Origin of the sequence: Stenotrophomonas sp. AG209 (assembly GCF_003550055.1) — a bacterium.
Taxonomy (GTDB): domain Bacteria; phylum Pseudomonadota; class Gammaproteobacteria; order Xanthomonadales; family Xanthomonadaceae; genus Stenotrophomonas.
Genome location: NZ_QXDB01000004.1, coordinates 52,323 through 64,947, shown reverse-complemented (window position 1 = coordinate 64,947; position 12,625 = coordinate 52,323). Strand labels below are relative to the sequence as shown.

The window sequence follows — 12,625 nt, the reverse complement described above, 5'->3', positions numbered from 1 at the left end:
GCAACCCGGATGCCGTGGCCGGCGGCACGCTGATCCCATCCCGGCACCACCCACCTGATGAAGGAGCAGACGATGAAGATCTTCCTGGCACTCTGGTACGCGATGAAGGCCCTGGCCCGGCTGGCAATGATCGGCATGGCGATGGCCGTGCTCGGCTCCGGTTCCGCGCATGCCGCCACCGGCTCGACCGCTGGCAGGGTGCAGGTCGAGGTGGTCGGCAAGGGCCGCCCGCTGCTGATGATTCCCGGCCTCAACAGCAGCGCCGAGGTCTGGCGCGAGACCTGCCTGGCCCTGAAGGATGTGCAGTGCCACCTCGTGCAGCTGCCGGGCTTTGCCGGCGCGGCAGCGGCCGATCCGCGCCCGGTCGACTTCCTGCCGGCGATGCGTGGGCAGCTGCTGGCCTACCTGCACGACCAGCACCTGGGCCCGGTGGTGGTGGTCGGCCACAGCCTCGGTGGCCTGCTGGGCCTGCAGATGGCGCAGGCCGAGCCGAAGGCGGTCAGCGCGCTGGTGGTGGTCGACGCCCTGCCATTCCTGCCGGCTGCGCGTGACCCCAAGGCCACCACTGACAGCGTGCGGCCGGTGGCCGACCAGCTGCGCAAGGGCATGCTGGCCGCCGACGCCGCGCAATGGCAGGCGCAGTTGAAGGCGGGCCTGCCGGGCATGACCCGCGATCCGCAGCGCCAGGCCGAACTGGGCCGCTGGGGCGAAGGCAGCGACCGCCAGACCACGGCCGATGCCATGCATGCGGTGATGACCACCGACCTGCGCGACAGCATCGCTTCGATCACCGCGCCGACGCTGGTGCTCGGCAGCTGGGCCGGCTACCAGCCGATGGGTGGCACCGAGGACGGCACCCGGGCGGTGTTCCAGGCCCAGTACGCGAAACTGCAGGGCGTGCAGATCGCGATGAGCGCGCAGGGTTTCCACTTCCTGATGTGGGATGATCCGCGCTGGTTGCAGGAACAGGTGCAGCGTTTCCTCGCCGCGCATCCCTGACCCTTGTCCGCCCTCCTGCCACCACCGAGAGCCCGCATGGACGCCACCACGCCTTCCCGCCGTTTCTGGACGCTCAATGCACTGGCATGGGCCGGTTATGCGATGTACGGGCTGTGGGTCGGCATGCGGATCGGCGGCGGCGTGGTGTTCAGCGGCATCGTGCTGATCACCGTCAGCGTGGCGGTCTCACTCTGGCTGTGCAGCGGCGCGTTGCGTTCGGTTGCACTGCGCCAGCGCTGGTGGGAGGGAAGCCTGGGCAGCCTGGTGCTGAAACTGGCCGCCGGCGTGGTGGTCGGGGCCAGCGTCGCGCAGGCGGTAACGGCGGCGCTGCTGCTGCCGGCACTGGCGCTGGGCTGGGTGCAGCTGCCTGGCGGCCATGCCGATTACCAGTGGTCTTCGGTGCTGGTGTACTGGATGAACACCGCGCTGTTCCTGCTGATGTGGACCGGTTTGTGGGCGGGCCTGCACGGCCTGCGGCGGGCGCGCCACAGTGAGCTGGCCCGCCTGCGCGCCGAGGCCGAACGCAGCGCGCTGGAGCGCGATGCGCTGCGTGCGCGGCTCAACCCGCACTTCATGTTCAATGCGCTGAACAACCTGCGTGCGCTGATCCTGGAAGACCCGGAACGGGCCCGTGACATGGTCACCCGCTTGTCGCGCACGCTGCGCCAGGCGCTGGCCCACAACCGCAGCGAGCAGGTCACGCTGGCCGAGGAACTGGCGGTGGTCGACGATTACCTGGCCATCGAGGCGGTCCATTTCGAACAGCGCCTGCAGGTGCGGCGGCAGATCGATGCCGATGCCACGCAGGCACAGCTGCCGGCGATGGCGTTGCAGTTGCTGGTGGAGAACGCGATCAAGCATGGCATCGCCAGTCGCCCCGGCGGCGGCGAGGTGCAGATCCGCGCCACGCTGGACAATGACGTGCTGCGGTTGCAGGTGGACAATCCACTTTCAACCGGCAGCGAACCCACCCATGGCCATGGTGTCGGCCTGGCCTACCTGCGCGCACAGCTGGGTACGCGTGGCCGATTCGTGCTGCAGCCGGTCGGTGACCGCATGCAGGCCCTGCTGGAGATTCCGCAATGAGTGGCATGCTGCGCGTGTTGATCGTCGATGACGCACGGCTGGCGCGGCAGGAGCTGCGCACGCTGTTGTCGGCGCTGCCCTGGGTGCAGTGCGTGGGCGAGGCCGACGATGTGCCGGCCGCACGCGAGGCGATCGCCACACTGGCGCCGGACCTGGTGCTGCTGGATGTGCAGATGCCCTCCGGCAGCGGCTTCGATGTGCTGGATGGACTGGAGACGGTGCCGGCGGTGGTGTTCGTTACCGCTTATGACACCTATGCGGTACGCGCATTCCAGGCCAACGCGCTGGACTACCTGGTGAAGCCGGTGGAAGCGCCGCGGCTGCTGGAAGCGCTGGAGCGGGCGCGGCAGCGCGAGGCGGTGGCGGCCGACGTGCCGGAATCGCGCGGCACGCTGGGCGCGCAGGACCAGGTGTTCGTGCGCGAGGGCGAACGCTGCTGGTTCGTGGCGGTCTCGGAGATCCGCCGGCTGGTGGTGGATGGCAACTACACGCGGCTGTGGTTCCGCGACCAGAACGCCTTGCTGACCCGCAGCCTGAGCGCGCTGGAGGCACGCCTGCCCCCGGAACTGTTCTTCCGTGCCAACCGCAACACGCTGGTCAACCTGCGCCGTATCCGTGGGGTGTCGCCCAGCGTCGGCGACGGCTACGACCTGGCGCTGGACGACGGCAGCGAGGTGGAAGTGTCGCGGCGGCAGGCGCGTGAACTGCGCGAGCGGATGGCGTTGTAGGCGCTGCCAGCGGTTACCCTGTGCAGCGGATTCCCAGACTGCGCCATGCCATGTCCATCGTCCTCACCGATTTCGCCCGTCCCCGCCTGTTCCCGCGCGTGCCGCGCGGCAACACCATCCAGGACTGCACTGCCGAGCAGTTCGAGGCACACCTCAATGCGCACGCGCCGCTGAAGGTGCTCGACGGCTACGCGCCGTTCTGCAAGCTGTTCGTCTACGAGAACTGGACCAGCACGCGCTGCCTGACGGTGCCGGTCACCGAGGCCAACCGCCACCAGCTGCGCAGCGGCTACGAAGCGCGCAACCGCGAGGAACTGCCGGTACTGGTGCGCTGGTTCGAGGGCGTGGAATCGCCGCGTGCGAACTACCTGGTGGTGATCCTGTACAGTGCCGGGCAGCTGGCGAAGGAAGGTTCACCGATCGAGGCCGACTGGGGCATCGTCGGCTGCATCTACACCGCCGAACCGGAAGAGGTACCGATGGCGCCGATCACCATGATGCGCAATGCGCTGGGCGTGGAGGAGGGCGGTTCCGGCGTGCCACTGGATCGGGAGGCCTACCAGCGCTCGGTGGCGTTCTGGGAGAACAACGCCAACTGGCGACCCTGAACCTGGAGGGGACGTATCGGCCGATCATGCCTGGCTGCTCTATGATCGGGCCAGGCAAACCCATGGAGGGCAAGGCATGGCTATCTGGGCAAGGATGGTCCTGGTGTTGCTGGCGGGCACGTTGCCCGCCACCCCTGTACTGGCAGCGAAGCCATCTGTCGACATTGCATGCTCGTCGTTGGCAGCCGTTCCCGCGCTGCGCGATGCGGTGGTGACCGCATTGTCGATGCAGCCCGAGGGCGGTCGTTGCGTGGTGGAGGTGGAGGCGGCCAACGGCAAGGCGTTGCTTCGGCAGCAGCGGATGCTGGAGGTGCTCACGCAACACGCCTGCGCGGCGCCGGCGGAGGTGAGCGTGGACGACACGCGGCTTTCCCTGCAGTTGCGCCTGCCGAAGCACTGCGCGGCGCGCGGCAGCCGCGATCTGTTCGCGGGTGAGGGTGTTGCGTGGAAGCCGGCACGCGGCGTGTCGCCGCACTATCCGCCGGCGGCCGTGCAGCAGGGACTTTCCGGGCGCAGCCTGCTGAAGGCACTGATTGATGCGCAGGGGACGGTTGCCGCCGTGATCGTGGAGACATCCAGCGGCCATGCGCTGCTGGATGAAGCGGCGGTGGACGAGCTGCGTGGCTGGCCTTTCGTCCGTGCCGAAGCAGAGAGCACAGTGCCGGAGTTGACCATCGTGCGGGTGCCGATGCGGTACGCGCTGGTGGAGTGACCGCCATCCACGCGTGGCGTGGATCTACGTGTGGCAATGCGGTTGATGAAGGTGCGGTTCCGCGTGGTCATGCCATCCACGCGTGGCGTGGATCTACCGGGCCGCAGTAGAGCCACGCCATGCGTGGCTGCAGTCCCGTCAGGCGGCTATCCATTCCCACCACGGGTAGTGGTACTCGCGGTCGATGGCCCGCCAATGCTGGCCGCACTGTTCGCACGTAACGATGTGGCAATCCCCCCAGCCGTCTTCGGCTTCTTCCACCGAGCGCAGCTGCATCTGGCCCTGTTCAACCAGACGACGCGGATCGAAGAACGGGTAGCCGGGATTGAGCGCGCACAGGCACCCCTCGCGCGCGTGCCAGTAATGCAGCCGACGCAGGGCCGCCTTCAGATGCGCCTGGTTGCTGATCAGCATGCCGCCGAGCGCGACGCCCTGGCAGCGCTGTTCAATCAATTCCGCGTATGCGGCCAATGCATCCAGCGAGGGCGCGCTGAACAGCCGTGCGACCGTGCGTGCGGCGTCGGTGATGCGCGTGCCGTCGCGCGACAACAGGTCCTGCAGCAGCACGTCGGCCTGTGCATCGTCGAGCCGGGGTATCGGCGCTGCAGACCACGGCCAGCGCATCAGCGTGACTTGCCGATGGCAGCGTAGTGGCCGGCGGTGAGGCGCAGCAGATCGGCCGGTGCCAATTCCACTTCCAGGCCGCGGCGCCCGGCGCTGACATGCAGCGTGGGCAGCGCTTCGGCACTGGCGTCCAGGAAGGTGCGCAGGCGCTTCTTCTGCCCCAGCGGGCTGATGCCACCGACCAGATACCCGGTCGCGCGCTGTGCGGCATCAGCAGCGGCCATCTCGCACTTCTTGCAGCCGGCGGCTTCGGCCAGCGCCTTCAGGTCGAGCTGACCGGCGACCGGCACGATTGCCACCAGCAGTTCATGTGCTTCAGTGCTGGCCAGCAGGGTCTTGAACACCTGGGCGGGGTCGAGGCCGAGCTTGTCGACGGCTTCGCCGCCATAGGATTCGGCGTGGGCGTCGTGCACGTAGCTGCGCACGGTGTGGGCGATCTTCTCGCGCTTGAGCAGGTTGATGGCCGGGGTCATGGGTGCATCCTAGCGCGGGGCAGGGGTGTTGCCTTGACCGAGGCTATTGCGGGTGGAGCATCCACGCATGGCGTGGATCTACCGGGGGTTGGCCGGGGATATCCACGCATGGCGTGGATCTACTGGGGCCGGACGATCAGTAGATCCACGCCATGCGTGGATACGTGGTGTACGGCCACACGCGAACGCAGAACGGGCGCCCGAAGGCGCCCGTTCTTTCTGCTTCAATTGCTGGGGTCAGAGCCCTTTCCTGCGGAAAGGGATCCGACCCCGGCACGATCAGTAGCGGTAGTGGTCCGGCTTGAACGGGCCTTCCACCGGCACGCCGATGTAGTCGGCCTGTTCCTGGCTCAGGGTGGTCAGCTTCACGCCGATCTTTTCCAGGTGCAGGCGGGCCACTTCTTCGTCCAGCTTCTTCGGCAGCAGGTAGACCTTCTTCTCGTAGCTGTCCTTGTTCGCCCACAGGTCGATCTGTGCCAGGGTCTGGTTGGCGAAGCTGTTGGACATCACGAAGCTCGGGTGGCCGGTGGCGCAGCCCAGGTTCACCAGGCGGCCTTCGGCCAGCAGGAAGATCGCGTTGCCGTTCGGGAAGATGTACTTGTCCACCTGCGGCTTGATGTTGACGTGCTTGATGCCGGCGAACGACACCAGCGCGTCGACCTGGATCTCGTTGTCGAAGTGGCCGATGTTGCAGACGATGGCCTGGTCCTTCATCGCGCTCAGGTGCTCGATGCGGATGATGTCCTTGTTGCCGGTGGTGGTGACGTACAGGTCGGCACGGCCCAGGGTCGATTCGATGGTGTTGACTTCATAGCCTTCCATCGCCGCCTGCAGGGCGCAGATCGGGTCGATCTCGGTGACGATGACGCGCGCGCCGTAGGCACGCAGCGAAGCGGCGCAGCCCTTGCCGACGTCGCCGTAGCCGCAGACCACGGCCACCTTGCCGGCCAGCATCACGTCCATCGCGCGCTTCAGGCCGTCGGCCAGCGACTCGCGGCAGCCGTACAGGTTGTCGAACTTGCTCTTGGTGACCGAGTCGTTGACGTTGATCGCCGGGATCAGCAGGGTGCCGGCCTGGGCCAGCTGGTACAGGCGGTGCACGCCGGTGGTGGTCTCTTCCGAGACGCCCTTCCAGTCCTTGACCACGCGGCCCCAGTAACCCGGGCGCTCCTTGGCGACGCGCTTGAGCAGGTTCTTGATGACCTGTTCTTCGTGCGAGGACGAGGCGGTGTTGACCCAGTCGCTGCCGTTTTCCAGCTCGTAGCCCTTGTGGATCAGCAGGGTCACGTCACCGCCGTCGTCGACCACCAGCTCCGGGCCGGTCAGGGTGCCGTCGGCCAGGGTGAAGGTCAGCGCGTCCAGGGTGCAGTCCCAGTACTCTTCCAGGGTTTCGCCCTTCCAGGCGAACACCGGGGTGCCGGTGGCGGCGATGGCGGCAGCCGCGTGGTCCTGGGTCGAGAAGATGTTGCACGAGGCCCAGCGCACGTCAGCGCCGATGTCCTTCAGGGTCTCGATCAGCACCGCGGTCTGGATGGTCATGTGCAGCGAGCCGGTCACGCGCACGCCCTTCAGCGGCAGCTCGGCCTGGTACTTGCGGCGGATCGACATCAGGCCCGGCATTTCGTGCTCGGCGATGTCCAGTTCCTTGCGGCCCCAGTCGGCCAGCGTGATATCGCGGATCTTGTAATCACCTTCGGTGGAGAAGGTCTTGGCAACAGCATTCATTCGTGTGCTCCGGTTGTGGGCGAGCGGGTGCTCGCATCTAGCCGGGCGCCGTTGTTACAAAGCCACCTCACCGAGCCTGGCCGGGCCTCATCGGATCCGGTCGCAGCGCCCCTCGGCAGGGGAGAACCCCCATTATATCGCGGCCCCGGCATGACATCCGGATGACCCAACCATCGGCAGATGGGCGGGCGTGCACGGCCTGTTAAGGTCGGTGTTTTCACGCATCACACAGGTGGAACGATGAGCATGCACGCGCGCCGTACGCGGCGCTGGACCGGCCTGGTCCTGTCGATGGGACTGCTGGCCGTGGCCCCGCTGGCCTGGGCGGTGGCCCCGCAGCCTGCGGCGACGCAAGCCCAGGGCGTCAACGGCTACGAACTGCCGTCGGCGGCGCTGCAGGCGGTGGTCGATGCACCGCGCGCGCCGTCGCTGTACCTGTCGCCACGCCGCGACGTGGCCGCGTTGATGCAGATGCCGTCGCTGCCGTCGATCCAGGTGGTGGCGCAGCCGGAACTGAAGCTGGCCGGCCTGCGCATCAACCCGCGCACGTTCTCCGACAGCCGCTTCAGCTTCGGCGAGAAGCTGTGGCTGATGAACGTGGCTGATGGCAAGGAACGGCCGATCGGCGGCCTGCCGGCCAAGCTGTCGATCGCCAGTGTGATGTGGTCGCCGGACCAGAAGTGGCTGGCCTTCAACCAGGTCGACGCCGCCAGCGGCGCCAACGAACTGTGGCTGGTGGACGTGGCCGGCGGCAGTGCCCGCCGCCTCGTTGCCGGCCTGAACACGGTGATCGGCAGCGGCTACCAGTGGCTGCCGGACAGCCGCGGGCTGGTGGTGTTCACCCGCCCGGCCAACCTCGGTGCGGCCCCGGCCGCCGACGGCATCCCGACCGGCCCCGCCGTACAGCAGACCCGCCAGGGCGATGGCGTGGTGTCGATCCGTACCTACCAGGACCTGCTGAAGAACGAAGCCGACGCGCGCCAGTTCGACTACTACGCCACCACCCAGCCGGTGGAAGTCAGCCTGGATGGCACCACCCGGGCGATCGGCGCGGCCGGCATCTTCATGGGCTTCTCGGTGTCGCCGGATGGCCGCTTCGTGCTGCGCCAACCGGTGCAGCGTCCGTATTCCTACGTGGTGCCGGTGAGCAGCTTCCCGCGCCGCATCGAAGTGATCGACCGTGCCAGCGGCAAGCTGGTGCACACCGTGGCGGTGCGACCGCTGGTGGAAGGCCTGCCGACCGGCAACGATGCCGAAGTGACCGGCGTGCGTGACATCGGCTGGCGTGGTGATGCCGAAGCGACCCTGGTCTGGGCCGAAGCGCAGGATGGTGGCGACCCGAACAAGGACGCCAAGGTGCGCGATGCGGTGCTGATGCAGGCCGCGCCGTTCGACACGCCGCCGGTGACGCTGGCCCAGCTTGGCAGCCGCCTGGCCGGCATCAGCTGGGGCCGCGGTGACCTGGCCCTGCTGACCGAATCGTGGTGGAAGACCCGCAAGACCAAGACCTGGCTGATCGCCCCGGACAATGCCAGCGCCGAACCGCGCCTGCTGTGGGACCGCGATGCGCAGGACCGCTATGCCGATCCGGGCCGGCCGCTGCTGGCCAGTGACGAGCGGGGCCGTTCGCTGCTGCAGACCAGCCCCGATGGCAGCAGCCTGTACCTGGCCGGTGCCGGTGCTTCGCCGGAAGGCGACCGTCCGTTCGTGGACCGCTTCGACATCGCCACGGGCAAGGCAACGCGCCTGTTCCACTCGCAGGCGCCGAGCTATTCGCTGCCGGCGGCATTGCTGGACAACCAGGGCAGTTCGCTGCTGCTGAGCCGCGAGAGCCCGGACGAGCCGGCCAACTTCTACGTGCAGTCGCTGGCCGATGCCGGTGCTGCGCCGCGTGCGCTGACCCACTTCGCGCATCCGCTGCCGCAGCTGAAGGGCGTGCAGAAGGAACAGATCCGCTACAAGCGCAAGGACGGCGTCGACCTGACCGCAACCCTGCTGCTGCCGCCGGGCTACGACCCGAAGCGCGACGGCCCGCGCCCCCTGCTGATGTGGGCCTACCCGGGTGAGTTCAAGAGCGCGGCCGCGGCCAGCCAGGTGACCGATTCGCCGTACCGCTTCAATGCGGTCAGCTACTGGGGCCCGCAGGCGTTCCTGGCCAAGGGGTATGTGGTGCTGGCCAGCCCGTCGATGCCGATCATCGGCGAGGGTGACAAGGAGCCGAACGACACCTACATCGAACAGCTGGTGGCCAACGCGCAGGCCGCCGTGGATGAAGTGGTGCGCCGTGGCGTGACCGACCGCGATCACATCGCCATTGGTGGCCATTCCTACGGTGCGTTCATGACCGCCAACCTGCTGGCGCATACGCGCCTGTTCAAGGCGGGCATCGCGCGCAGCGGCGCCTACAACCGCACGCTCACCCCGTTCGGCTTCCAGGCCGAGGAGCGCAACTACTGGCAGGCGCAGGACGTCTACCAGAAGATGGCGCCGTTCAACTACGCCGACAGGATCAAGGATCCGATCCTGTTCATCCACGGCGTGGACGACAACAACTCCGGCACGTTCCCGATCCAGAGCGAGCGCATGTTCGCGGCGGTGAAGGGCCTGGGCGGCACCGCGCGTCTGGTGATGCTGCCGAATGAGTCGCATGCCTACCGCGCACGCGAATCGATCATGACCATGCTGGCCGAAAGCGAGCGCTGGCTGGAGCAGACCATCGGCCCGGCTGGGCAGGGCAAGGCGAAGAAGAAGCGCTGACCGGACCCGGTAGTGCCGGCCGCTGGCCGGCAACCTCATGGAGCCACACAACCTGAGGTTGCCGGCCAGCGGCCGGCACTACCAGATGAAACCATTTTTGCATCGCAGCACGACGCCCGTTCTGGTTTAGGCTTGGGGTCTGGATCCGTTGACCGAGGCCTGTGCGTCGCCGATGAACGAGTACCGCAGCAGCATCGAGTTTGCTTCCCCCGATCTTCCGCTTCGCGATGACGTGCGCCGGCTCGGCGCACTGGTCGGTGACCTGCTGGTCGAGCAGGTATCGGCAGCCTTCCTCGACGATGTCGAAGACGTGCGCACCCGCGCCATCGCCCGGCGCGAGAACCAGGCGCCACTGTCGGAGCTGGCCGAAGGCCTGGCCGGGCGCACGCCGCAGCAGGCCGAGACCATGGTGCGGGCCTTCAGCACCTACTTCCAGGTGGTCAACATCGCCGAGCGCGTGCATCGCATCCGCCGTCGCCGTGACTACCAGCGTGCCGGTACCGCCGGGGCGCAGCCCGACGGCCTGCAGGATGCGCTGCAGCACCTGAAGGCGCAGGGCGTGGGCTTGGACGAGCTGGCGCAGTGGCTGCCCCGCATCGACATCGAGCCGGTGTTCACCGCGCACCCGACCGAGGCCGTGCGCCGCGCGCTGCTGGAGAAAGAGCAGCTGATGGTGGCCAGCCTGGTCGACAACCTCGACGGCCGGCGCACGCCGGGGGAAGCGGCCGCCGATGCCGCGCGCTTCCGCATGGCGCTGACCGCTTCGTGGCAGACCACCGATTCCTCGCCGGTGCGGCCCACCGTGGATGACGAGCGCGAGCACGTCGGTTTCTATCTGGTGCAGGTGCTGTACCGGGTGATCCCGGTGCTGTACGAATCGCTGCAGCAGGCGCTGCGCGATACCTACGGCGAGGAACTGCCGCTGCCACGCCTGCTGCGATTCGGCACCTGGGTGGGCGGTGACATGGACGGCAATCCGAACGTGGATGCCCACACCATCCGCAATACGCTGGATGCGCAGCGGCAGGCGGTACTCGGGCGCTACCAGAAGGAACTGCTGCAGCTGGCCAGCCTGCTCAGCCAGTCCACCGAGCGGGTGGGCGTGAGCGAGGCGCTGCAGGCGCGCGTGGCGCACTACCAGCAGCTGCTGCCGCAGGTGCAGTCGCGTCCGCGCCACGCCGACATGCCGTACCGCCTGCTCAACGACCGCATGCGCGCACGCCTGCAGGCCACGTTGGATGACGGCGAAGGCGCCTACGCCGGTCCTGACGAACTGATCGACGACCTGCAGCTGATCCTCGACAGCCTGCGCGCGAACCGCGGCGAACATGCCGGTGGCTTCGCCGTGCAGCGCCTGCTATGGCGGGTCAAGACGTTCGGCTACCACCTGGCGCGGTTGGACGTGCGCCAGGAATCGAGCGTGCACGCGCGCGCGCTGGCCACCGTGCTGGGCGGCGACGCAGCGTGGGACGGTCTGGATGCATTGGGTCGCGCGCGGCTGCTGGCGCCGCATGCCAGTGGTGACGCGCCGTTGCCGAAGGGCGACGACGAAGGCAACCGGCGACTGGATGCCGTGTTCGCCGCACTGGCCGATGCCCGTGCGCGCCATGGTGGCGATGCGCTGGGCAGCTACATCATTTCGATGGCGCATGACCGCAGCGATGTGCTGGCGGTACTGGCACTGGCACGCCGTGGCGGCCTGGTGGAAGAGGGCGGTTCGGTGCCGCTGGATATTGCGCCATTGTTCGAAACCGTGGACGACCTCAAGCGCGGCACCGCGACCCTGCGCGACCTGCTGGCCGACCCGGTGTACCGCGCACACCTGCACGCACGTGATGACGTGCAGATGGTGATGCTGGGCTATTCGGACAGCAGCAAGGACGGCGGCATCGCCGCTTCGCGGTGGGGCCTGCAGCGAGCGCAGGTGGAACTGCTGGAGGTGGCGGCCGAGGCCGGCATCCGCCTGACCTTCTTCCATGGCCGTGGTGGTTCGATCAGCCGCGGTGGCGGCAAGACCACGCACGCGGTGGATGCCTCGCCGCGCGGCAGCATCGATGGCCGCCTGCGGGTGACCGAGCAGGGCGAGGTGATCCATCGCAAGTACGGCATTCGTGCGCTGGCGCTGCGCTCGCTGGAACAGGCCACCGGTGCGGTGCTGCGCGCCAGCCTGCGGCCGCGCGCCGCCGAACCCCGCGAAGATGAGTGGCGCCCGGTGATGGACGCGGTGGCGTCTGCCAGCAGCGAGGTGTATCGCGCGTTCGTTGGCCAGGCCGGCTTCATGGACTACTTCCGCACCGCCACGCCGATCGACGTGATCGAGCGGATGACGCTGGGCTCGCGGCCATCGCGCCGGCTCGGCCAGGACGCTGCACTGGGCAACCTGCGTGCGATTCCGTGGGTGTTCGCCTGGAGCCAGGCACGCGCCGTGATTCCCGGCTGGTATGGCGTGGGCAGTGGCCTGCAAGCTGCGGTTGATGCCGGCCACGAACAGACCCTGCGCGACATGGCGCGAGACTGGCCGTTTTTCCGTACGTTCCTGGACGACATCGCGATGGTGTTGTCCAAGGGCGATATCACCATTGCCAAGCAGTTCTCGCTGTTGTCGGGCGACCTGCACGAGCGTTTCTTCCCGCAGGTGCAACGCGAACTGGAACTGACCCGGCACTGGCTGCTGGCGCTGATGGACCAAAAGACGCTGCTCGACCACGATGCGCGGCTGGCGCTGTCGATCCGCCTGCGCAATCCCTACGTCGATCCGATCAGCGTGCTGCAGGTGGACCTGTTGCAGCGATGGCGGGCCAGCGGGCGCGAGGATGACGAGTTGCTGCGCGCGCTGGTGGCCTGCGTGAACGGTGTTTCGCAGGGCGTGCAGAACACGGGTTGATCCGCATCCGCCGGGCATGGCCCGGCGCT

The 12,625-nt window shown here is 67.9% G+C and carries 10 protein-coding genes and 1 riboswitch; of the genes, 7 read left to right on the top strand and 3 right to left on the bottom strand.

The features are described 5' to 3' along the window. Positions 1–72 precede the first annotated feature (72 nt). The 5 genes from DFO63_RS17310 (at position 73) to DFO63_RS17290 (ending at position 4,133) form a co-directional block, all read left to right on the top strand. Positions 73–999, top strand: coding sequence for an alpha/beta hydrolase (locus DFO63_RS17310; RefSeq protein ID WP_119007425.1), 927 nt, complete (start codon positions 73–75; stop codon positions 997–999). A gap of 36 nt (positions 1,000–1,035) precedes the next feature. Continuing rightward, positions 1,036–2,085, top strand: coding sequence for a histidine kinase (locus DFO63_RS17305; RefSeq protein ID WP_049444800.1), 1,050 nt, complete (start codon positions 1,036–1,038; stop codon positions 2,083–2,085). Continuing rightward, a complete protein-coding gene (locus DFO63_RS17300; RefSeq protein WP_119007424.1) occupies positions 2,082–2,813 on the top strand; it encodes a LytTR family DNA-binding domain-containing protein in 732 nt (243 codons plus the stop codon). The genes DFO63_RS17305 and DFO63_RS17300 overlap by 4 nt, the downstream gene beginning before the upstream one ends. 50 nt (positions 2,814–2,863) lie before the next feature. Next, positions 2,864–3,421: a DUF3228 family protein gene (locus DFO63_RS17295; protein WP_049425078.1), complete on the top strand. Its 558-nt coding sequence runs from the start codon at positions 2,864–2,866 to the stop codon at positions 3,419–3,421. Positions 3,422–3,497: 76 nt separating this feature from the next. After that, positions 3,498–4,133 (top strand): energy transducer TonB, encoded by a 636-nt coding sequence (locus tag DFO63_RS17290; RefSeq protein WP_101764938.1) that lies wholly within the window; start codon positions 3,498–3,500, stop codon positions 4,131–4,133. A 138-nt stretch (positions 4,134–4,271) separates the two neighbouring features. Here DFO63_RS17290 and DFO63_RS17285 read toward each other — a convergent pair whose 3' ends face one another. The 3 genes from DFO63_RS17285 to ahcY all read right to left on the bottom strand — a co-directional run bounded on the left by DFO63_RS17285 (position 4,272) and on the right by ahcY (position 6,955). Beyond that, a complete protein-coding gene (locus DFO63_RS17285; protein ID WP_049444793.1) occupies positions 4,272–4,757 on the bottom strand; it encodes a hypothetical protein in 486 nt (161 codons plus the stop codon). Then, positions 4,757–5,230 (bottom strand): Cys-tRNA(Pro) deacylase, encoded by a 474-nt coding sequence (gene ybaK / locus DFO63_RS17280; protein ID WP_014036002.1) that lies wholly within the window; start codon positions 5,228–5,230, stop codon positions 4,757–4,759. Before ybaK ends, DFO63_RS17285 begins: the two co-directional genes overlap by 1 nt. A gap of 279 nt (positions 5,231–5,509) precedes the next feature. After that, complete coding sequence (gene ahcY / locus DFO63_RS17275) at positions 5,510–6,955, bottom strand: adenosylhomocysteinase (RefSeq protein WP_004154241.1); 1,446 nt, start codon at positions 6,953–6,955, stop codon at positions 5,510–5,512. A gap of 36 nt (positions 6,956–6,991) precedes the next feature. Further along, positions 6,992–7,075, bottom strand: a riboswitch (S-adenosyl-L-homocysteine riboswitch). 120 nt (positions 7,076–7,195) lie between these two features. Here ahcY and DFO63_RS17270 point away from each other — a divergent pair. Together DFO63_RS17270 and ppc are read left to right on the top strand one after the other, a co-directional pair. Continuing rightward, positions 7,196–9,712: a prolyl oligopeptidase family serine peptidase gene (locus tag DFO63_RS17270; protein WP_101764939.1), complete on the top strand. Its 2,517-nt coding sequence runs from the start codon at positions 7,196–7,198 to the stop codon at positions 9,710–9,712. A gap of 172 nt (positions 9,713–9,884) precedes the next feature. Continuing rightward, entirely contained in the window at positions 9,885–12,596 is a 2,712-nt protein-coding gene (gene ppc / locus DFO63_RS17265; RefSeq protein WP_049444384.1) for a phosphoenolpyruvate carboxylase, read from the top strand. Positions 12,597–12,625 lie beyond the last annotated feature (29 nt).

Excerpts from the sequence above, each read along its gene's own strand:
- DFO63_RS17310 (WP_119007425.1), top strand. The coding sequence starts at position 73 with ATGAAGATCTTCCTGGCACTCTGGTACGCGATGAAGGCCCTGGCCCGG.
- DFO63_RS17305 (WP_049444800.1), top strand. The coding sequence starts at position 1,036 with ATGGACGCCACCACGCCTTCCCGCCGTTTCTGGACGCTCAATGCACTG.
- DFO63_RS17300 (WP_119007424.1), top strand. The coding sequence starts at position 2,082 with ATGAGTGGCATGCTGCGCGTGTTGATCGTCGATGACGCACGGCTGGCG.
- DFO63_RS17295 (WP_049425078.1), top strand. The coding sequence starts at position 2,864 with ATGTCCATCGTCCTCACCGATTTCGCCCGTCCCCGCCTGTTCCCGCGC.
- DFO63_RS17290 (WP_101764938.1), top strand. The coding sequence starts at position 3,498 with ATGGCTATCTGGGCAAGGATGGTCCTGGTGTTGCTGGCGGGCACGTTG.
- DFO63_RS17285 (WP_049444793.1), bottom strand. The coding sequence starts at position 4,757 with ATGCGCTGGCCGTGGTCTGCAGCGCCGATACCCCGGCTCGACGATGCA.
- ybaK (WP_014036002.1), bottom strand. The coding sequence starts at position 5,230 with ATGACCCCGGCCATCAACCTGCTCAAGCGCGAGAAGATCGCCCACACC.
- ahcY (WP_004154241.1), bottom strand. The coding sequence starts at position 6,955 with ATGAATGCTGTTGCCAAGACCTTCTCCACCGAAGGTGATTACAAGATC.
- DFO63_RS17270 (WP_101764939.1), top strand. The coding sequence starts at position 7,196 with ATGAGCATGCACGCGCGCCGTACGCGGCGCTGGACCGGCCTGGTCCTG.
- ppc (WP_049444384.1), top strand. The coding sequence starts at position 9,885 with ATGAACGAGTACCGCAGCAGCATCGAGTTTGCTTCCCCCGATCTTCCG.